At 45.5% G+C, this 19,676-nt stretch carries 19 protein-coding genes; 9 read left to right on the forward strand and 10 right to left on the reverse strand.

Annotation, left to right across the window (positions count from 1 at the left end; translation table 11 throughout):
• Positions 1 to 5 precede the first annotated feature (5 nt).
• Positions 6 to 1,154, reverse strand: coding sequence for a cyclic nucleotide-binding domain-containing protein (locus IPL83_08970; protein ID MBK9039274.1), 1,149 nt, complete (start codon positions 1,152 to 1,154; stop codon positions 6 to 8).
• 88 nt (positions 1,155 to 1,242) lie between these two features.
• Between IPL83_08970 and IPL83_08975 the strand changes: the two genes are divergently transcribed.
• A complete protein-coding gene (locus tag IPL83_08975) occupies positions 1,243 to 2,115 on the forward strand; it encodes a DUF3552 domain-containing protein (protein MBK9039275.1) in 873 nt (290 codons plus the stop codon).
• A gap of 79 nt (positions 2,116 to 2,194) precedes the next feature.
• Complete coding sequence (locus IPL83_08980) at positions 2,195 to 2,950, forward strand: HDIG domain-containing protein (GenBank protein ID MBK9039276.1); 756 nt, start codon at positions 2,195 to 2,197, stop codon at positions 2,948 to 2,950.
• Here IPL83_08980 and IPL83_08985 read toward each other — a convergent pair.
• The 5 genes from IPL83_08985 to IPL83_09005 all read right to left on the reverse strand — a co-directional run bounded on the left by IPL83_08985 (position 2,947) and on the right by IPL83_09005 (position 8,057).
• The gene (locus IPL83_08985) at positions 2,947 to 3,360 is read right to left on the reverse strand and encodes a hypothetical protein (protein ID MBK9039277.1); all 414 of its coding nucleotides are present in this window, start codon (positions 3,358 to 3,360) and stop codon (positions 2,947 to 2,949) included. The genes IPL83_08980 and IPL83_08985 overlap by 4 nt on opposite strands.
• Positions 3,357 to 4,550 (reverse strand): hypothetical protein, encoded by a 1,194-nt coding sequence (locus IPL83_08990; protein MBK9039278.1) that lies wholly within the window; start codon positions 4,548 to 4,550, stop codon positions 3,357 to 3,359. The genes IPL83_08985 and IPL83_08990 overlap by 4 nt, the downstream gene beginning before the upstream one ends.
• A gap of 88 nt (positions 4,551 to 4,638) precedes the next feature.
• Positions 4,639 to 6,600, reverse strand: coding sequence for a hypothetical protein (locus IPL83_08995; GenBank protein ID MBK9039279.1), 1,962 nt, complete (start codon positions 6,598 to 6,600; stop codon positions 4,639 to 4,641).
• 104 nt (positions 6,601 to 6,704) lie between these two features.
• Positions 6,705 to 6,872 (reverse strand): DUF1761 domain-containing protein, encoded by a 168-nt coding sequence (locus IPL83_09000; protein MBK9039280.1) that lies wholly within the window; start codon positions 6,870 to 6,872, stop codon positions 6,705 to 6,707.
• Between the two features lie 87 nt (positions 6,873 to 6,959).
• On the reverse strand, positions 6,960 to 8,057 hold the full coding sequence (locus IPL83_09005) for a hypothetical protein (GenBank protein MBK9039281.1): 1,098 nt from the start codon (positions 8,055 to 8,057) through the stop codon (positions 6,960 to 6,962).
• A 214-nt stretch (positions 8,058 to 8,271) separates the two neighbouring features.
• On the opposite strand from IPL83_09005, the gene IPL83_09010 reads away from it, so the two are divergent.
• The 6 genes from IPL83_09010 (at position 8,272) to IPL83_09035 (ending at position 14,026) form a co-directional block, all read left to right on the forward strand.
• A complete protein-coding gene (locus IPL83_09010) occupies positions 8,272 to 8,727 on the forward strand; it encodes a CBS domain-containing protein (GenBank protein MBK9039282.1) in 456 nt (151 codons plus the stop codon).
• 116 nt (positions 8,728 to 8,843) lie between these two features.
• Positions 8,844 to 10,121, forward strand: a complete 1,278-nt coding sequence (locus IPL83_09015; protein MBK9039283.1) for an acetyl-CoA C-acetyltransferase — start codon at positions 8,844 to 8,846, stop codon at positions 10,119 to 10,121.
• Positions 10,122 to 10,142: 21 nt separating this feature from the next.
• Positions 10,143 to 11,156 carry a prolyl aminopeptidase gene (pip, locus tag IPL83_09020; protein MBK9039284.1) on the forward strand — a complete coding sequence of 338 codons (1,014 nt, stop codon included), beginning with the start codon at positions 10,143 to 10,145 and terminating at the stop codon, positions 11,154 to 11,156.
• Between the two features lie 210 nt (positions 11,157 to 11,366).
• Positions 11,367 to 12,218: a hypothetical protein gene (locus tag IPL83_09025; GenBank protein ID MBK9039285.1), complete on the forward strand. Its 852-nt coding sequence runs from the start codon at positions 11,367 to 11,369 to the stop codon at positions 12,216 to 12,218.
• 147 nt (positions 12,219 to 12,365) lie between these two features.
• The gene (locus IPL83_09030; GenBank protein MBK9039286.1) at positions 12,366 to 13,334 is read left to right on the forward strand and encodes a hypothetical protein; all 969 of its coding nucleotides are present in this window, start codon (positions 12,366 to 12,368) and stop codon (positions 13,332 to 13,334) included.
• Positions 13,331 to 14,026 carry a hypothetical protein gene (locus IPL83_09035; protein MBK9039287.1) on the forward strand — a complete coding sequence of 232 codons (696 nt, stop codon included), beginning with the start codon at positions 13,331 to 13,333 and terminating at the stop codon, positions 14,024 to 14,026. Before IPL83_09030 ends, IPL83_09035 begins: the two co-directional genes overlap by 4 nt.
• On the opposite strand, the gene IPL83_09040 is transcribed toward IPL83_09035, so the two are convergent.
• The 4 genes from IPL83_09040 to IPL83_09055 are packed head-to-tail and all read right to left on the reverse strand — an operon-like array spanning position 14,023 to position 18,122.
• Positions 14,023 to 14,730 carry an N-formylglutamate amidohydrolase gene (locus tag IPL83_09040; GenBank protein MBK9039288.1) on the reverse strand — a complete coding sequence of 236 codons (708 nt, stop codon included), beginning with the start codon at positions 14,728 to 14,730 and terminating at the stop codon, positions 14,023 to 14,025. The genes IPL83_09035 and IPL83_09040 overlap by 4 nt on opposite strands.
• Complete coding sequence (locus IPL83_09045; protein ID MBK9039289.1) at positions 14,723 to 15,955, reverse strand: glutamate--cysteine ligase; 1,233 nt, start codon at positions 15,953 to 15,955, stop codon at positions 14,723 to 14,725. The genes IPL83_09040 and IPL83_09045 overlap by 8 nt, the downstream gene beginning before the upstream one ends.
• Positions 15,952 to 17,412, reverse strand: coding sequence for a RimK family protein (locus tag IPL83_09050; protein MBK9039290.1), 1,461 nt, complete (start codon positions 17,410 to 17,412; stop codon positions 15,952 to 15,954). The genes IPL83_09045 and IPL83_09050 overlap by 4 nt, the downstream gene beginning before the upstream one ends.
• An 8-nt stretch (positions 17,413 to 17,420) precedes the next feature.
• Positions 17,421 to 18,122, reverse strand: coding sequence for a peptidase-C39 like family protein (locus IPL83_09055; GenBank protein ID MBK9039291.1), 702 nt, complete (start codon positions 18,120 to 18,122; stop codon positions 17,421 to 17,423).
• 491 nt (positions 18,123 to 18,613) lie between these two features.
• Here IPL83_09055 and IPL83_09060 point away from each other — a divergent pair, with 491 nt between their 5' ends.
• Positions 18,614 to 19,666, forward strand: coding sequence for a hypothetical protein (locus IPL83_09060; GenBank protein MBK9039292.1), 1,053 nt, complete (start codon positions 18,614 to 18,616; stop codon positions 19,664 to 19,666).
• The last annotated feature ends 10 nt before the right edge of the window (positions 19,667 to 19,676 follow it).

Raw genomic sequence — 19,676 nt, forward strand, 5'->3', positions numbered from 1 at the left:
AAAATTTAGGCTGCCATCAATTTAAAGCCACATCCTGGGCAAAATTTTTGTTGATTGCTGACAGGTCCGTCACAGGAGGGACAATGGGATTCATCGCCCGAAACTTCAGAAACTTTCTCAGCTTGCTCTTTAAGATCCACAAATCCCTTTTGATTCCATTTATCTATTTCGCTAATGATCTGCCAATATCGGAGCATATTATTAAATTCCACCTTGTCATAGCTAAGGAAGACTTGCCCTTTGTCGTTTGGCTGTCGCTTAACAAACAAACCTTTCTTTTCCAGAGAATCAAGATGCAGAGTCTTTAAATCAAATTTAAACTGATCCTTCACTTGCTTTAGAATGATTTCATAATTGATCTTCACGGCCCCACGAAAATCCACGTTTTCGTCTTTTCCCACCTCAACAAGAGCTGTTGCAACCTTTAAAGCCATAGCATCCACGTAAATAATTTCACTTTTTCCAGGCTTGTAAAGATTGTATTGATAGAACTCAGCGAATTCCTCTATCAAGGATACGTCCGTTAAGGTGATAGCTACAATCTCATCAATCTCATCTTCATTCTTTTCTAAATGTATTTCGGCCTTTCCGAGTTTTTTCAAGATCTCGATCACAGATTGCATTCTAATGAGGGATTCCTTAAACATTCTGGTCGTAAAAATTTTAAGCACTGTCCAATCTAGCTTTATCTTTTCTGAATTATTGGGATCCACATGTCCGGAATGGCGCGCCACCAATCCCAATAGACAAAATAGTGTAGGAATAGAAAATTGAGGACAGGGACTACTGTCCTTTTCCATTTTTAAAGATCGAATCAATTGTCGGCTATTTTTTGATTCTTCAACCAGACTCTTAATGAGAAGCTTCAATCCCGGTTGAGAGTTCTCTATCTGCGCCTTAAATACCTCAATTGGAACTTCCATGATTTTGCTCGGGCTGGCTGCTTCGGCAGATACAATATGCTTTGCATTCATTCCAAAAAGTGCAGATTCCCCGAGAACTTGCGAGACCTTGGCTTCAAGAATCTCAATTTTTCGCCCCGATCGTTCTACGAACAAGATGAGCTTCCCAGACTGGACAACGTGAACATGAGTTATGGGCTCCCCCTCTTTAAAAAGCAGATCTCCTCGCTTTAGATCCCTCATCCTATCCACAGCCACCTCATGTCAATGTCCATAACCCACTGTTTCCTTTCGGCCTTTGTATCTGCATTCTCAAGAGAATTTCTGGAATTCTCCCATCATGATACAATTCGTCGCAAATTCCCTCCTCGCGAGCTCTCTCTTCGCATTGCGGCAGAGCGGAGGTCTCTGTCAGATAAAAGTATGGGAGCACCCAGAAAAACATGATACAAAGGGCTTTTGCCTAAATTGGAAAAACATGGAACTGATAATTGGCTTATTCCTCTGCTCGTTTTTTGCAGGCCTTGGTACAACCTGGCTGATTCGCCGATGGGTGATTCGACGTGAGATACAAGAGGCTCAAATTGAAGCGAATGAAATTCTCTCCGAGGCAGAGTCTATAAGTCAAGAAATTCAGCGCGAAACTCAAGGTCGCTGCGAAGAGTTCGCTCACCAAGCCCAGGACAAATTTGAAAAGGAAATTCGCAAAGTCGAGGATCTCAATAACAAACTGGACTCTCAGGTGCGAGAGCGGGAGAGCCGGCTACAGAAGAGTCTGAATCTGCGAGAGGAAGTGTTTCAACGAAAGTCCAGTGGCTTTGGCAATCAAAAAGTTCTTGTTGCGCAATACCAGCAAAAGTTTGACCAACTCAAAACTGAACGAGATCGGATTTTTCAGAACTATCGAAAGCTGCTCTCTGAACACTCTTCAGTCAGCCCTGAGACTCTCACTGAGGAGCTTCGCACAAGCCTCATTCAAAACGAACAGCGTCGTGCAGCTCAAATGGCCGACCTGATCGAGAGCGAAGCGAAAACTGAAGCAGAGAAATCCGCTAGGTATTTTCTCAATGTGGCGCTCAGCCGCTTTGCGCGACCCTACTGTGAGGAACAAGGGATAGGGCTTGTCTACTTTCCAAATGCAGATTCCAGACAAAAGGTCGTAGGAGAAAATCGCGTAAATTTAAACGCTCTCGAAAAAAATCTGCGGAGTTGATATCTCCATCAATGAAGAATTTAACTCGGCCTCCTGCCTGGGCTTTGATCCAGTCAGAAGAGAACTGGCCCGTGCCACTATGGAAAAGCTCATCCACGAAAGATCCGTTAATGAAAAGCGCATTGAAGAGATTGTTGCAAAAACAAAGAGGGATTTATTTAAGGCGATTCGGCAAGATGGCAACAAGATTGCCAAAGAGCTGGGAATGAAGGATTTTCATCCCGAGATAATCAATATGTTGGGGGCTCTGCGATATCGTTATTCTTTTTCCCAGAATCAACATTTTCATTGCGCAGAAGTAGGCTGGCTTTGTGGTCTTCTCAGTTCTGAAATTGGAAACAACCAGTCTCTTGGTCGTCGAGCCGGACTTCTCCATGACATAGGCAAGTCTATGGATCATAGCATGGAAGGAGGTCATGCAGTCATTGGTGCCGATTTCATTCAGAAAAATGGCGAAAGCCAAGAGATCGTCCATGCCGTCAGGGCCCACCATTTTGATGAGCAACCTCAAACTGATTTGGCCTACTTAGTTATTGCAGCTGATGCCGTCAGCGGAGCCAGACCAGGTGCACGAAGATCAACCGTTGACTCTTACAACCAAAAAATGGCTGACTTACAAAATATAGGCAACAGCTTTCCGGGCGTTACGAACACTTATATTCTCAGTGCCGGTCGCGAAGTGAGGGTCGTGGTAGACAGTGGCCGCGTAGATGACTTCACAGCCCTTGATCTGAGTAAAAAAATTGCACAGAAAATTGAAGAGGAGTGTTCTTATCCGGGACAAATTCGAGTGACTGTCGTCCGCGAATCGCAAGCAGTCGAATACGCTCGCTAGCAATTTTCTTTTTGGATTGAGACAGTGGAACCTCCCCCCATTTGCATTTTAAGTGAAGCATAGGTCTTCAGCACAACAGACTCTCCCGAAGCTAAGATTTCCTTCTGTTCAAACAACTCCTGAACAACCTGCTCGTAAGTGAACTGCTTGATTCCATCTTCTTCCAACAGCCAAGTCACATACCTCGCCGCTCGATCGACCAGTTTCCCATTTGTTGGAGTGACCCAAGTCATAAAATTTTGGCGAAAACGATCAAGTCGACCCATCACCAAGGTGGAATGGGCGTTCAAAAGGAGCTTGAGCTGCAAATGATGAAACAATTCTGGCGACCGTCCTTTCGGAGAAAAAATCTGAAATGCAGTTCGAAGCTCTTCGAACTCCCAATTCAAAGCCTTTTCATGAGACTTCACATAAAAATCATTCGTCCTGGGATTTCGCGACGTCGAAAGGCAGATGCTTCGCGACTAAAATCAAAACCCCAAAGATATTCCTCGTCGGACTTGGGAAAGTCTTTGCCCCAATTCAAAGAATGAGCGGGCCGAGAAAGCAGCTTTTGCCAGGATTCTTGGGCCGTCCCAGTAGAATCAAGGACCACATAACAAAGGGAGTGCCCTCTTGATTTAAATCTTTGGTTTTCAAACGGGGGAAGGCTAAAAGTCGGGGCCCTTTCGGCCGTATCGGTAAAAACGGTTATCGCGTAATCATCCGAGTGGTAAAGGACACTTTCTCGATGCCTATATATCTCTGCCTCTTTTTCAACAAAGGGTATTATCCCTTTGTAATTCTGCCCTTCTATATGACTCGCAAATTCCTCAAGCCATCCCCTCACTTGGTCTTCACTGGCGGAGAATAGAGCGAGTCCAACCGCAAGCATCAGAACCGTCGAGGCCTGCATGCGAGTGCTTCCAGCTAGCGCCATGGGCCCCACAGAAAGATTCACCTTTCTTATTCCCTCATGGTCCAATACCAATCTTGACCGCTGCACCTTTTCTCTCAGCAAATGATCTGGATTACAGTAAAGAAAGTAGGGAGCCACAGCTTTGGTGTTTGCGGCAGCCATTGTTGCACCAATAACAAAAGGAGTCTCTCCCCCTTCTGTGCAACTGATCAAAAGATCCCCAGCTTGAAAACCTAACTCCATGAGCTGGCGTTCGCCGTAGGCCGGATAGTCTTCAAAACCCTCAAGTGCATGGACCAAAGCCGTGTCCCCTCCAGCCATGAACGCTCGAACCTGATCCTGTGAGGTGGTTTTCTCCCCTTTGTGTTGTCGCCGCCACAAAGACTCCAAACTCAATGACAATCGGCCCGTGGCACCGCACCCACAAAGATAGATTCTCCGACCCAGTCGAAGAGTTTCCTTTACAGCCTGATGCAAACCGATAATTTCAGGAAGATAGCCACGCATCTTGTTGAGCGCATCCACATCTACCTCGTGGAGCGCCTCCACTGCCCGCGATAAGTCACTTTGAGCCCACTGAGCCAATCCCTTTGTCTTCGGGTGACTGGCCTCAGTGGCCAAGTCTCCCAATTTAAACTGATCAGCCACTTTCAAAAATTCTGCTGCACGTTCTCTTGGACTTCCTTGGCCAGAACCAAACATAGCAACCTCACAATTAGAACTTCATGTTAACAGGGACATGTCGAAATGCCACAATATTCTCTGTGGCTCACGCCATCGCGATTAGTCATCAATTTTCCAAATTTGGTTTTCCATTTTCAGGAATCAACAACAGCCAAGGTTTTGTTAATACCAACTGCAATCCCCAAAGAAGTGTCTGCATGAGCGATTTTAGACTCACCTGTGTTGCGATGGATGCCAGCGTAAAAGCTAAAATAAAACTGATCGAAATATTCAAAAACCCAATCACAAATAATCCTAAAAATGAATTCAGCAGAAGACTGAGGGATACGTCCAACTGCAGAGCCTGAAACAAAGCAGAAAAATAGCTACCAGATGCCAAGGTAATATGTCGGACTTCAATAGGAATACCTAGGAATTTTACAAACTGGGGCACCAATCCCAAAAGAATTCCCAGCGATAAATTCCCCGCAACCGCACTGGCATTGTGCTCGATCAGCGATGCAAATCGTTTTGTTCGCTGCCCCCCAAACCACCTCAAAAGAACAGGACTTTCTTGGATTCGAGTTGGAAGTTCCTTACTTAAACTAAAATTTTCAAACCAACCCGCAATCAAACTTGATAAAAAAAGCAAAACTCCTGTGATCGCTGCAAAAAACGGGGCAAAGCCCAAATAATTGCTCGATTCTATGACATTGTTTACTTCATCACTTGTATATAGTGGCATGCCAATCTGGAATGCAATCCATCCGACCACAAAACAAATCGGAGTCACAGCAATAAAATTACCCATCACTGCGATAAACTGAGTTCTCAATAGCGCCACAATCGTTCGCCGAGATTCTGACAAAGACTTCTTCAATGCTTGTGCCAAGTGGAGGGCCGTAGCGGATGGCTGTTTGGTTGCAAGCGTAAATCCCAAATTCTGAATCAGCAAAAAGCTGGTTGAATAATTTAAACTATCAAATAAACCTTTGATGAATCCAGTCGCACCAATCTGGCCAGTTCCGTGTTTGATCATCACCGTAAGGGCCGTAATTGCTCCTCCGCCCAACGACGAAAGAAACATCCGGGTAAAATCCTTCCAAGTATGGGTGACGTAGTGCTCGCCCACGGCAGAATTGGCTTGCACAATACGCTTGGTTAGTAATGAAAAGTTTTCAGCCAAAAAAAAGAGTAGACTTTTTTGTTGATGAACATCTAAAACGTTTTGAGACAAAAAATTTCGAATTCCATCATATCGGGAGCTTCCTGCGTGAAGCATTTTTAAAATCAAACGCAACCTCTCCGCCCGCTTTCTGTAGCTTTGCAAGCCATACACAATTCCAATTTTAATTCCATGCTGATGATGACCTTCCACCATCTCAACAAGGTCACTTTCAGCTGCCTGTAATTGCCAAAGCAGTTCAGGAACGCTTGCGACGGTGAGCACACTCATTCTGCATGCCGTAACTTCAGCTCGCAGTGTGGATTCAATTTTGAATTCGATCGTCGAGAAAAGATCTGATTGACTTAAATTCATATCCTGTCGCAACAATTCCGCAATCTGAATGAGATCTAAGCTGACTCGGTGACCTGCGGAGAGTGCGTTCTTAAAAAGAGCAGACACAAACGGCTGCGAAAAACCAAGCGTTTGGATCAATTCTAAAAGTATATCGCGACTCACTTGATCAATCAGGATGCTTTCATCTCCTTGTGGAAAAGACTCAAGTAAAAGACTTTCAAAACTTGCAGAGAGAGGTTTCGCAGGCAGAACCTTTTCTTCGAGGCGCTCAAATAATTCTTGCTGAAAACTGGTTGCAGAAGATAGACCCGTATATGCAATATGGTTAGGGGTCAGAAGTCGAAGAAATACGAACTCGAAGGTGTCTGTAACTTGCTTTTTGATCCTTGGGTCGCGATCTAGTTGCGCCACTAAGTATTTGATTCGAGTCGAATAGATCGTTTCTACCTTTAACGTCTTCTCATCTTGCGTTAGTGGACGAATGATCCAATTCAAAACCCGGGTCACCCAAATGACTTGACTCACTTCTGTCGAGTTAAACTTTAATGAATTGAATAAGTCCATCATCAGCATCATATCAGTACTATGCGGGATGATGCCCAGCGGCTTCAATCTCGTCTGCGTCATTCGACAATGAAAGAATTAAGGCCGTGATCCTAGAAAACACAAAGCTATCGCCAATAGGCGAGTATCGTACTAAAAATAAGAAGAAGAATAAAATCATGCACAGTATTTATAAAGAAGACTTTCCAGGGGCGGTTTTCCCACGCTACCTTACTGAATTGCATCGGAATGTAGAAACCAATCCACGTAAAAAATGCGGACATCAATGCCCACATGAGATTTGACCCTTCATCTGCACCTAGGCCCCATACGGACGGTCTCCACACTTGTCCGGAATGAGCCAGAACAGTTGAGAGCTCGCGCTAGTACATTTCCAAATTCCTATAACAATACTCTTTGGGTAGATCTCTTTTCTTCTTATGAACAATACCTGAACCCTTGATAATCGCTGTTTTTCTGCTTCGAACGTCTTCACGATACTGACTGCGAACCCGCCTGAGTCGAATCTCCAAGAGCTTCAGTAGCCTTTGCTCTTCCTTCGCTGAAGCATGCGATTTTTCCCAATCCTTAAATTCATCTCGATCTTGAGGGGGAATCCCACCATTTTGGACAACGATATCAAGAAAGAAGAGGTAGCTTCGCAACTCATAAAACGCGAACTCCGACATATAGGATTGCGCGCGATCATGAAGATGAAGGGCCGCTCCAATCTGCTGTGTCACATACTCTGGGCTCTCAGCCATAGTCTGAAAAGAAAGTTTCCATTCTTCGTTAAGTTGATTTGGGTTTGCATAGATATTGCTTAAGGCCCAATCGACACTCTCTTTATTTCGAGGCGAGATTGAGGCAAACATAAAGTACAGTGAAGGTCCCTGATCACCCTTGATGTCGACATCCTGATCCAAAGGAGAAAGCTCTCTCTCCCACAAACTTGGTGACGAAAACACTGAGGTACTGGCCTCCCAAGCTTTCACCATCTTCAAAAGAGAGGCGAGATGCTGAGATTTAAAAACCCTCTCTAGAACCGAAAGGCTCTCCTGTCGCATGTTGATCAAGAGTGGCTGGAGAGTCCCTTGACCGAAGTTTTGTTGAAAAAGACCCAAGCTCATACCCATTCCATCAAAGTTATTGCTGATATTTTTCCAGCCAACAACACCCTCAAAGCTACCCGTGATGTTAAGACCAAGGCCAACGGCTGTGCGATCACGACGACTGAGGGCTTGAGGCCATTCTGCACCTTGAAAATTCAACTTAGAACAAATATTTAATTCACCCGTCGAATCTCCTGGTCCACCAGGTGTCTGAGGGTCAGGGGATGAAGAAGGAGGCTCATTCACGGACAATGAGTCCACGGCACCGGTTGCCATTCCCTGATTGTTATGAGGCTCATATCCTGGAGAACAGGCGCCCACAAAGAAACTAAAAACACATAAAAAAAATACAATTTTGGATTGAGCCATGTCTCTATTCAAACGGAAATTAAATGATATTTCTTGAGGCCAATCCTAAAATCTAGCCAAAAGTGCCAAAAACCTGGCCCCTCCTCTGAGAAAGGATCTCAATTTATGTGTTAAAATCCCTGCTTGTCACAACCTAGTGAAATGGCTATGCTAGGCCTCCCAAAATGTATCGCATAGCCACAGAATCGGTGAGCAAACAGAAGGAAAAGGACATATGGAAAATCGCAACGTCCTCAAAGTTCCAGTAGATGAATTCACCAGTCCGAGCCCGATCACCGTGGGACCAAAAACACCTGCCCTAGAGGTTGCAGGCGTTCTCCATAAAAATGGAATCCGCCATGTTCCCGTCGTTGAAAATGACATCCCACTCGGAATAATCAGCGAGCGCGACCTCCGGGTGCTAAGTTCGGTGAAGGAACTTTCATTGGTCACGGCAGAACAGGTGATGGTCACAGATCCTTTCACGGTCTCGCCGGAGACACCCCTCGACCAGGTGGTTTACGAAATGTCTGATCGGAAAATCGGATCAGCCATCGTCCAAGACGAATCAGGCCGAATTGTTGGTATATTTACAAACACCGACGCTCTCAACGCCCTTGTAGAGATATTGCGTGGCGTTTTGCCCGAGACGGTTGACGCCCTTGACGGAGGGCCGCACAAAAGTCATTGACCAACAGATTGTTATCGACAGGATTCCTCAGACGCTCCAAGATAAATGACAACCCGGTTTGATGAGAACGAATCAACTTCCGACCGGTTTATATTTTAACCAGAGGAGGAAGTGGCATGATCCCACGTCGAGTTGCTATTGTTGGCGGATTACGGATTCCCTTTGCAAGAAGCATGGGCAAGTACATGGGTTTTAGCAACCAAGAGCTCATGACTTTCGTGCTCCAGGGTCTTGTGAACAAATACAATCTCCGTGATGAAGTCCTGGGAGATGTCGTGCTAGGAGCCGTCATGAAGCACTCGGCCGATTTTAATCTCGCGCGCGAATGCACCATGGGCAGCGGTCTTTCAGCAATGACTCCCGCATTTGATATTCAACAGGCTTGCGGAACAAGTCTCGAAGCGGCCATGTTGGTTGCCAATAAAATTGCCCTTAATCAAATTGATGTTGGTATTGCTGGCGGAACAGACACAAACAGTGACCTCCCTATTGTATTCAGCAAGAAATTTAGTCACCGCATGGTCAAAACGGCCAGTGGACGCTCAACCTGGGAAAAACTAAAGCCCTGGATGAACTTTAATCCAATGGAACTCATGCCCGTGGCACCGGGTGTTCTTGAACCGCGCACGCGCTTATCTATGGGACAGAGTTGTGAACTCATGGCTAAAGAGTGGAACCTGACTCGCGAGGAGCAAGATCAGTTGGCCTTTGAAAGCCACACAAAAGCCGCGAAGGCCTATGAGGAAGGGTTTTACAATGATCTGATAGTCCCCTTCAATAATGTCACCAAAGACAATAATATGCGTGCTGATACCACCGTAGAAAAACTATCCACTCTCAAACCCGCATTCGACAGAAAGAGCGGACGCGGAACGCTCACCGCCGGCAACTCAACCCCGCTCACCGATGGTGCCTCCGGGGTTCTGCTTGCGAGTGAGGATTGGGCCAAGCTCAAAGGTCTACCCATTCTGGCCTACTTCACGTTTTCAGGAACAGCGGCCGTTGACTACGTCAAAAACGAGGGACTGCTGATGGCGCCGGCCTACGCTGTGCCAAAAATGCTTGCAAGAGCCAATCTCAAGCTTCAGGATTTTGCCTTTTATGAAATTCACGAAGCTTTTGCCGCTCAGACCCTCTGCACACTGAAAGCCTGGGAATCACCTGAATTTTGCAAAAGCAAGCTTGGCCTCAATAGCCCACTCGGGAGCATTGATCGGTCAAAGATGAATACCAAAGGTGGGAGCGTCGCTGTTGGTCATCCTTTTGCTGCGACAGGCACGCGAATTGTCGCTGGCTTGGCAAAACTACTTGCCGGCAAACCCGGAAAAAAGGGATTGATTTCGATTTGTACTGCAGGCGGAATGGGTGTTACAGCGATACTGGAAGGCGCATAGAGACCAAAGGATATTGTGCAGATGAAATACAAGAAATTTGAGTCACCAGCAAACGGGGTTTCCTCAAAAGCGAACGCAAATTTGCGGTCGCTTTTTCCTATGATTCAACCCTACAGAAGCTCTCGCCTCAAGGTTTCTGAACTTCATGAAATCTATTACGAGGAAGTGGGTAACCCAGATGGACAGCCCGTTCTTTTTCTCCACGGAGGACCAGGCGGCGGTATTGCGCCAGTTTACCGACAATTTTTTGATCCGAAAATTTTTAGAGTTGTACTCATTGATCAGCGCGGAGCGGGAAAAAGTCTGCCACATGCCGAACTTCGAGAGAACACCACTTGGGACTTGGTCGAAGACATCGAAAAAGTAAGAAAAATTTTAAGTATAGATCGGTGGCTCGTTTTTGGTGGAAGCTGGGGCAGCACCCTTTCTCTCGCCTATGCAGAATCACATCCAGACAGGGTCAGAGGTCTCATCCTTCGCGGTATTTTCCTTTGCCGACCGAAGGAAATCGAATGGTTTTATCAAAAGGGCGCCGACTCAATTTTTCCGGATGCATGGGAAAAATATTTGGCTCCCATATCCCAAGATGAGCGCCACGATCTCGTCTCCGCCTATTATCGAAGATTGACCCATGAAAACAAAGAAATTCGGCTCCAAGCTGCGAGAGCTTGGAGCATTTGGGAAGCTTCCACTTCCTTTCTCTATCAAGACCAGGAAGTCATTGGAACATTTAGCGAACCTGAGTTCGCCACCGCCTTCGCCAGAATCGAATGCCACTATTTTGTTAACAATGCTTTTTTTAAATCAGACAATTGGCTTCTTGAAAACATTGGAAAAATTCGGCAGATACCTTGTGAAATTGTGCAGGGACGCTATGACATCGTTTGCCCGATGATGAGCGCATGGGACTTGAGTCGCGCTTGGCCCGAGGCCAAGTTACATATTATTCCAGACGCAGGGCACTCGGCCATGGAAGAAGGAATCCGGTCGCGGCTTATCGAGATTACCGAACGCATGTCCCTTCTCAATCAATAGAATTATTCACCTCGGGCTGTCTCGTATTGAGACAATTGAGTCTGAATGTTGCGTGGGTGATCACCAGTAGGCTTCTATTTTGGTGTTCAATCTAAATTGTCAAACTCTGTGGCATCTGAACAAACTTGGCGGATCCCCAACAATTCTATCTCGTTGATTTTCACTCAGATGGGCTTCTACCGGCATGCCAATTGCTCGTGTCATAGAGATATGATCGGAAGAATTCAACGCCACATCAGATCAAATGGGATTTTCATCATTTCCGGCTTGATCTTAGTTTCCTTTTCTTGCACAAAAAGCGATTTTGCTTATAAGACCTCTTCTCAAAATCAAAACTTCAACTTGCCACCAGACGACGACGAAGATCCTCCTCCAAAACCCAGCCCACCTCCACCAGAAGATGCAGGAATTGACCCCTCAAACGGGAGCGGAGGCTCCCTCCAACCTGGAAATTCCATGACGACAAGCCTCGGTGCAACGATCTATCTCCCAACAAGTTATGTCGGCACCAAAGCCTCTCCTGTCATTTTACTTTTCAATATGGACGTGTCCCAATGGAAGACGATTGCAGACAGAGAGCGGATAGTTCTCGTCGACACGAACTCCTACAATGATGTCAATTTGATTTTTGAACGCACTGATGAAAGCCAAAACATTCTTGAGAGTAACTACAACGTGGATCGAGCTCGAACCTATTTTGCAGGTTGGTCCGCCGGTGGCAACATTTCAATTATCTATGGAACTGATCCGAAAAATGCAAATTCCTTGGCTGGAATCATGGTATTTCCAGGATCAGGCGGCTACTACGCTCGCAATAACCTAAATGCGGCTTCCCAACAAGGCAAACGGACCGTACCAATCTACTACGCTGTCGGTGATCGAAATACTTCAACTGGATACTATCCCGGAGTTCTTGATGAAGCTGAACTTCTCTCCTCAATTCCAGGCTACAAAAATCGGATTAAGACAAAAATCTGGCCTGGCGTCGGCCACGCTTTAAAAAATGAAGCCAACGAGGAAGCTTGGCAATGGATCAAAACATTTAACTCAAAATCCAATTAAAAAAAGTGAGAATCAAGTCCCTCGTTCCCAATTCCTTTTTCTGTATTCTCCCCTCCTAAGCAAGCTCAGTCCTTTGTCTGGAACTTCAATCGCCCATGTGGTTTCTCCATCAGGTTTTTCGATACAATCCGATACAATGATAGATATATGTCAAAACCAGAAGTTAAGAACACATTGGCCTTTTTTTCGTTGTCCTCTGCCCTTTTCGCTTTCCTTTTGGTGCTATGCGGATCCCTCGTTTCTTGTGCTGCGAAAAAAGGGAATCACTGGTTTGGGGCCCTTGGGCTAGGTCAAGATCGCATTTATATTTCTGGAAGCTTTGCCGCCACAAATAACTACGCCATCAGCGTCTACGACACCACTGGAAAGTTCTTGGGAATTCTTGCTGATTACGGAATCAATACGGAATTTCCTCGCGGTCTCGCCTTTCTCGACCCCTTTCATCTCATGGTCAGCGTTGACGGAACCGACCGAATCGACGTTGTCGACATTTTTGGAAATGTTTCTGTTTTTGCTTCCAACGCACTTCTAACTGGAAATCTCTTTGGTACCAAGATCGATTCACAAGGCAATATCTATGTTGCTGAAACAAGCACAATCGAGAGGTTTACAAATACAGGCGCCAGATATCCCGTCAGCGGAAGTCCCTACATCAATACGACCACAGGCTCTTGCGTTCTCAACACCATTCACGGAATAGTTATAACCTCTCAAGGTTACCTTGCAACTGTAAGCTCTGCTGGCACAAGCAATCTTTCGATTTTTGATATCTCAGGGGCAACGGCAACTTGTGTGACCAATGTGGCCTTCGGTCAAGCCCCATGGGACCTCACAACCAATCCCGATGGAAACCTCTATGTTGTTACCCAGACCAACGATGCAATCTATCGCGTCAGCGAGAACGGAACTGGAGCCACATTGCTCTACGCCTACGGAGTCACCACAGTCAATCCAACGGCCATTGCCTCTTTGCCCAACGGAAATCTATTGGTTGCTAACTCAGGCAATGATTCTATTGATCTCTTTACGACCTCGGGAACACTCATTCAGGCCTCATTCATTCGCAACACCTTTACCACTGACGTCGCTGATATTTTGGTAGTAGGGGGACAATGACCAAGAGCAAACTCCCAGACCCACATTTACAATTTAACCACAGCTTCAGAAGGCAAGGCGGCACAGCTCTATTCACTTCCGTTTTATTGCTCCTCATTGGTTTGTTAGCACTTACAGCCAAGGGTGCTCAATCGAATACAGGGAACATCCAGTTCGAAGGTGCCATTGGATCGCCAAACACCAAGATTGACAATCCTGATGGGACTTCAGCCTATTATGACGGCCTCGCACTACAGGGACGAATACTTGTGCCTGTCTATGCTGCCTCTCTGTTCTCTAGCTTCTTGACAGCCAATCTTCGCTATCTTGAACTTGAAAATACCGCCAACAATGCCACTCAGAAGGAGTTCTCCAGTCAGCTAGGGCCGGGGCTTGGACTTCGATTCAATATTGGAAAAATAACTCTGGGAGCTGATTACTATCTGCTTGCGGATAGGCATTATTCCTTCGGATCTATTTCTAAAGAAGTTCGCCAGGAATTCACACCGAACAGTTTTTACTTAGGTTTCAGCATTCCACTCGGCGCTCTCTCTTTTGGAGCCGCGTATATCATCTCTTCCGGCTCCATAGGAACAAAGGAGACTGATTTGGCTGAGGTCTCTCCCTACAGTGATACACTTATTATGTTCCACCTTATCTGGAACTCAGGACTGAGTTTCGGAAAATTTGCCAAAGACCTCTTCAAACTTTAATTCACTTCACTTGCTAAAAGAATCGCCTTTCTCATCATCTCGCTGAGTTTTCGCCTTTCTGACAAAGTTCCAATTCTGCTTTGATTGAATTCCAGAAACAATCCCACCACGTTTGAATTCGCCTGGTATTGTTCGCTGAGATCATTGAGAAAGCAGTCAGTAAAACCCCTGTAAGGAAGATTAAAATGAATTTTCCAATCAGGTAACTGACGACGAAGATAAAATCTCAAAGATTCCGCGAGGAGTCGCTCCTTCTCCGAGGCATGATGAAACAAAAGGCCCACATCGGTCGATCTTGTCTTTCCATTCAAGACAGGAACAAACGAATGAACCGCAAAGATACCAACTGGGCCACGACTCACCAAACGAGCCAAGTCTCGAAAGGCGTGCTCTCGATAGGGAATATAAAATTCCAAAAGGGCTCTCTGCTTCAATACCTCGGGCATTTTTTTCGACCAATGGGACCAAAGATTCTTTGAATGAACTGATCTATTGAGATCCAGCAACAATCGTGAATGCAATCCACAATGCAGTGGTCCCTTCAAACCGCGAGAAAGAATCTTTGCAAGATGCGGCGCTCCTGCATCCCAGCCCTTGTGTGATTCCAGAATTTCATTTGCCGTTTTTGGGAAAAAGGGTCGAGCCCATCCTGGCAGCGAATGAGAGGCATGCTCGCATAGGAACAGAAACTGTCTCTTAGGCATCAAATCGAGTTCCGTTTCGCAAACACTCGGCCAGCTTCTGATAGATCGGCCTCAAGGTCACTGGAGTTACAAGCGAACCAGTGACTCGAACCAAACGTTCAGCCAAAGTACCTGACTTCAAAATCTCTCCTACTCCCTTAGAAAAGACCGCTTCAGATTCCGAACCGCCAATCCTCCCCAACAATTCATGACCCAAGTCACGCGCACTCAAGATTTCGGCATCAATTCCAAACTGAGAAAGCCATTGATGGGATTTAAACACCGCTCTGCTCGCACTTGTCGCGGCAGTCTCCAAAAGATTCTTCAGCAAATAACTATCAATTGCAGCTTGTTCCTGTTCACTTGTCCATGTCTGAGAGAGCAATTGATTCACTAGGGTGCGAAAAAACCAAACGAGAGAAATGTCTTGTTCTGGACATTCTTGAATGTCCATCAGTCGCACTTCAAGGCAGCCATAATTAAACTTTGGGATAGCCGCTCGAGAATTGAGCCATTCATGCTGCAGAATCCCCTTTGGATCATAAGGAGAGATAGCCCGATACATCGGTTCAAGAACATGCTCCTTGTACTCATTGATAGAAGAAACATCGTCTGGAATCGCTGCCCCCATAATCTCCGGAATTCGGGTTTGATTATTCAGGTAAACATACAGTCGGGTGTCGAAATCAGGTCCCCGTCGTCCTTCCCAGAAGGGCGAACTCGCAGAAAAGGCCGGAATGAGAGGTAAAATCAATCGAACGGCCCGATGCAATCTTCTAAATTCATCGCTTGTGGCAAAGGAAAAGTTCATGTGCACACTTTGAAGATTTGTCCATCCATGCCCTGAACAACCAAAAACCTCATGAAATTTTTCGTAAATTTGACGATTTCCATGTGGCCAGAGACGACTCTCCTTTTCTGGAATCATCCAAGGATGCATGGCTGACGGAAGCAACTGACAGTTTAAGTGTTTCTGCAAATGCTGATTGATCTTTTCGATTTCACTGTTAAAACCGGAGATGAGTCGCTCAAATGGAAAAGTGGGATCCAAATTCTTGAGCTCTAAAACATGCAATGCCAACTCATTTGACCAACCGATATCACGGCCCTCAACCTCATTTACGATGGAGCCGACCTCCAATTCAATGAGCTGATCCACAACAGGCCGAATATCTAAGCTCTCGATATCGACAACCATGTATTCGAGTTCCACCCCGAATCCCTGGCCCAAGCCCAGTTCACTCATCGAGCCCTCGCCTCAAGACGATCACGAAACACTGACATTATTTTTGAGTAAAGCTCACCCTTAAGAATTCTGTCTTCGTAGCCCTCATCTATACTCGGGTTATCGTTCACCTCAATCACATAATACTTACCATTAATTTCTTTGAGATCTACCCCGTATAGGCCATCTCCGATTAGTCTTGTCGCTCGAAGTGCTGTTTCAATGAGTCCGGATGGTGCCTTTTCAACTTCAAATGTTTCTGCCCCCCCTTCCTCAATACCTCTTTCCCCATTTGAATTGATGATCTGCCAGTGGCTTTGCGCCATAAAGTACTTGCAAACATAAATAGCCTGATGATTGATGACTCCCACTCTCCAGTCAAAATCTGTTGGCATAAATTCCTGACCTATGAGGAGGTCCGTATCCTTAAAAAACTCCTCTGCCTGAGCTATAAACTCTTCACTCGAATTGACTTTTTTTACTCCCATTGAAAATGAACTATCTGGATCTTTCAAGATCAACGGATATTTGAGACCTCTGATCTCCTCCATGTAACGATTTGAACTGAAAACCCGCGTTTGAGGAGCCGCAATGTTGTTGTGCTTTAAAATTTCGTGAAGAAACACTTTGTTGCAACAGCGCAAAATACTTTGTGGATCATCAATCACTACAAGTCCCTCGGCCTCGCCTCGACGAGCCATTCGATAAGTGTGATGATCCACTGAAGTCGTCTCCCGAATAAACAGTCCATCAAAAGTCATCAGTCGCGCCGCCTCGTTTGGTTCGATGACCTCAGCCCAAATCTGGTACCGATCCGCAGCCTTGATGAACTTTTTGATGGCCTCCTCGTCAGAAGGGGGTAGCTTTTCCTTCGGATTAACCAATATCGCCAAATCATACTTATGGGATTTTGCCTTGAGAGTCTGATCTTTTCTACGATTCAAAAACTCCTGCATGACTTGAATCACAAACTCATGATGACTTTCAGGAATTTCACTGAACGGAATGGGTCTGACTGTCTTTAGTCTCCAGAGGTCTCCCTTTACCTTCTCGAAGTAAACTCGAATAAAGGGAGCACGGAACAAAGCATAGATGCTTCGCGATAGTCTCTCGTACCTGGACGAAAGATTTTTTCCAAAATAGATACTCAATTCAAACTCATCTGATTTGATCGCCTGAAGATTTTTTTGAATCAAATCTTCTAGCTCATCACTCCCATGACGAATCATACCGGCTTGCTTGAGATCCAATATCGTTGAAACACTTGGCAACGGACGGTGGCCCCTGGCCTGAGCCAACAATGACACGTAGTATCCGAAGCTGCAATAACTGTAGCGTCGACAAAGATTATAGACACGAAAACGCTTGGTATCCTGATATTTCTGATCCGTCAGATAGTCCTTGGCGCTCACGAGGTCAAAGTCGGCCTTCCCTATTTTCCAGTCAGCCACATTGTTTACTACGACGAGATTCTTCATATAAAAAATTATTTTTTACTAATTAGTATAAGATTAGCATCATATGTGATCACGCCGATCAAAATGGCGCTGATCAAATCAAGAGTATCCACGTCATAGTGTTGACCTTCGGCAACAGGATTGTGTTCGTGAGGATCTGCAATGGAAACTCTGGACATGTCGCTGGCCATTCCAGAGATAATCACGAAGTGTCCTTGAGGGTCTCCCTTCACGTCATCATAGGCGCACTCAGCCCCAACCTCACGCGCAGATTTATAGAGATAGGTCGCACTCAACCCGGTCAGAATAGGCTGGCCTCGCACTAGAAATCGATGAAGAAAGGAAGGAGACAAGGGCTCAAACTGAATTTTCCCGCCTTTGCGCAAAAAATCTTGAAAATGGCGGGAAACTTGAACGATCTTTCGATTGCTTTTCTTTGCGAGGATTTGAGCCTCTAGTTTGGCTATTTGATCGACATTATTCAAGCCAAACCATGTTGGGTCAAAGACGCGCAAATTATGAGAATAGATCGTCACCTCATAACCCTTGGCTAAGGCATGGGAGCCCAACTGAACTCCAAGGGTTCCCCCTCCCTCCAACTCAGGGATCTCGCTGACCACCTGGTTAAGGCTTACGCGATCTTTATAGTATGCATATATAGATTGAAGGCAGGTGGGGCCACAGGTAGAAATGGTCGGTTGTGACTTAATGCGAATATCTAAATGATGGATTCCAGGCAACCTAATAGCCTCCCTAAAACCTCAGTCTAAATCCCACAGACAATAATGACAATGAACATTCCCAACACCCACTGTCCAGTCATCAGTCATTTTTCTTGAAATTTATATTGTGCGCAGGGGGGTGACACAAGCCAACCCAATCAATTCTAACACCGCGTTAAATACGATTCTTTAAATTTGCCTAAGATATCAGCAGAAGCTGAGGATATTCTCGGTCGGGGCCAGCCTGTTGGAATTCCGGCCTGCCCGGCCCCTGGACTTTGGGCCAACCGATGAGAAGAACAATTGTTCGAATTTTGTGAGAACTCTCGACACTGGAATTTGGTCGACATATCAGACCAACTTGAGATGTTCGGTTCAAAAATAATAAACCCTATTTTTAAATAGTTAGACCAAGGTATTGCTCGCAGATCCGCATAAATACTCAGGCACCGGTTTTGCTGAGTACACGGTAGGAAGTCTTACAGTGAGGGAGTTCATTTATGAACAAGCGATGGGTCTATATATTATCGGTACTCGCCTTATGCCAATTGATCATGGCCTGTTCCGAGGTGAATTTTACTCCCGAAACAGCGGGCGGCGCTCAGTCCTTGTCTCCCGATAGTCCAAGTATTGTAGATAATCCCACGCCACCACCCATAGACAACCCCCGCGTGAAAGATGTCTTCTTTCAAAACGCCAGTGATAACCAAGTAGACATTCTAGTTCTCATTGATAATTCTCCCTCTATGTTTGAGGAGCAGCAAAAAATTGGAGAAACGATATCTTCCTTTTTTAACCAACTTGGAGATGTTGACTGGCAAGTAGGAATAACCACCACTGATATCAGTGGTGGAACCTTTTCAACCAATGGAGATCTCTTGAAGTTTGACAGCACGAGCTCCTACGTTCTAACAAAAGCTGTACCTGATTACAAACGAGCCTTTTTAAAGACAATCACCAGAAAAGAGTCCGATTGCTATTCCAATTGTGCCTCCAGCAATGAGCAACCCCTGCGTGCCTCTATGATGGCAATGGACAAACGCGACACACAAAATCAAGGGTTTTTTCGTCCAGGTGCGGATTTGGCTCTTGTTATTATATCTGACGAAGACGAGATGAGCACAGGTCCCGCGGGAGCTACAACTCCTAATGATCTCATATCTCATTTTGGCAGCATTTGGGGCAGTTCCAAAAATTTTGCAGCCTTTGGTATCGTGATTGTTCCGGGTGACACAAATTGCTTTTCAAAAAATACCGCGGGCGGTGGAAATTACGGCGATTTCGTGTCCGAACTTACGGGAAAAACTGGTGGGTTAATCGGAAGCATTTGCGACTCTGATTTCGGCCCCACCCTTTCGAAAATTGGCAAAAAGGTGTCAAACCTTCTGACGTCTTTCGAATTGAGTGAAGAACCACTGGAAAGCAGTATTCAACTCACATCTCTGCCACAACAGAGTTTAGAATGGCATCTTGAATCGAAGAGAATCATTTTTAAAACTGCACCTAGCCAAGGCACTAAGATTGAAGTGAGCTACTTGAAAAAGAATAAATAAAGGGCGGTCC

It is taken from the genome of Bdellovibrionales bacterium, from assembly GCA_016716765.1.
Classification (GTDB): Bacteria; Bdellovibrionota; Bdellovibrionia; order Bdellovibrionales; family UBA1609; genus JADJVA01.

Excerpts from the sequence above, each read along its gene's own strand:
- pip (MBK9039284.1), top strand. The coding sequence starts at position 10,143 with ATGAAATACAAGAAATTTGAGTCACCAGCAAACGGGGTTTCCTCAAAA.
- IPL83_09010 (MBK9039282.1), top strand. The coding sequence starts at position 8,272 with ATGGAAAATCGCAACGTCCTCAAAGTTCCAGTAGATGAATTCACCAGT.
- IPL83_09025 (MBK9039285.1), top strand. The coding sequence starts at position 11,367 with ATGATCGGAAGAATTCAACGCCACATCAGATCAAATGGGATTTTCATC.
- IPL83_09030 (MBK9039286.1), top strand. The coding sequence starts at position 12,366 with ATGTCAAAACCAGAAGTTAAGAACACATTGGCCTTTTTTTCGTTGTCC.
- IPL83_08990 (MBK9039278.1), bottom strand. The coding sequence starts at position 4,550 with ATGTTTGGTTCTGGCCAAGGAAGTCCAAGAGAACGTGCAGCAGAATTT.
- IPL83_09060 (MBK9039292.1), top strand. The coding sequence starts at position 18,614 with ATGAACAAGCGATGGGTCTATATATTATCGGTACTCGCCTTATGCCAA.
- IPL83_08980 (MBK9039276.1), top strand. The coding sequence starts at position 2,195 with ATGGAAAAGCTCATCCACGAAAGATCCGTTAATGAAAAGCGCATTGAA.
- IPL83_09005 (MBK9039281.1), bottom strand. The coding sequence starts at position 8,057 with ATGGCTCAATCCAAAATTGTATTTTTTTTATGTGTTTTTAGTTTCTTT.
- IPL83_09045 (MBK9039289.1), bottom strand. The coding sequence starts at position 15,955 with ATGAGTGAACTGGGCTTGGGCCAGGGATTCGGGGTGGAACTCGAATAC.
- IPL83_09040 (MBK9039288.1), bottom strand. The coding sequence starts at position 14,730 with ATGCCTAAGAGACAGTTTCTGTTCCTATGCGAGCATGCCTCTCATTCG.
- IPL83_09035 (MBK9039287.1), top strand. The coding sequence starts at position 13,331 with ATGACCAAGAGCAAACTCCCAGACCCACATTTACAATTTAACCACAGC.
- IPL83_08975 (MBK9039275.1), top strand. The coding sequence starts at position 1,243 with ATGATACAATTCGTCGCAAATTCCCTCCTCGCGAGCTCTCTCTTCGCA.
- IPL83_09015 (MBK9039283.1), top strand. The coding sequence starts at position 8,844 with ATGATCCCACGTCGAGTTGCTATTGTTGGCGGATTACGGATTCCCTTT.
- IPL83_09000 (MBK9039280.1), bottom strand. The coding sequence starts at position 6,872 with ATGTGGGCATTGATGTCCGCATTTTTTACGTGGATTGGTTTCTACATT.
- IPL83_08995 (MBK9039279.1), bottom strand. The coding sequence starts at position 6,600 with ATGATGGACTTATTCAATTCATTAAAGTTTAACTCGACAGAAGTGAGT.
- IPL83_09050 (MBK9039290.1), bottom strand. The coding sequence starts at position 17,412 with ATGAAGAATCTCGTCGTAGTAAACAATGTGGCTGACTGGAAAATAGGG.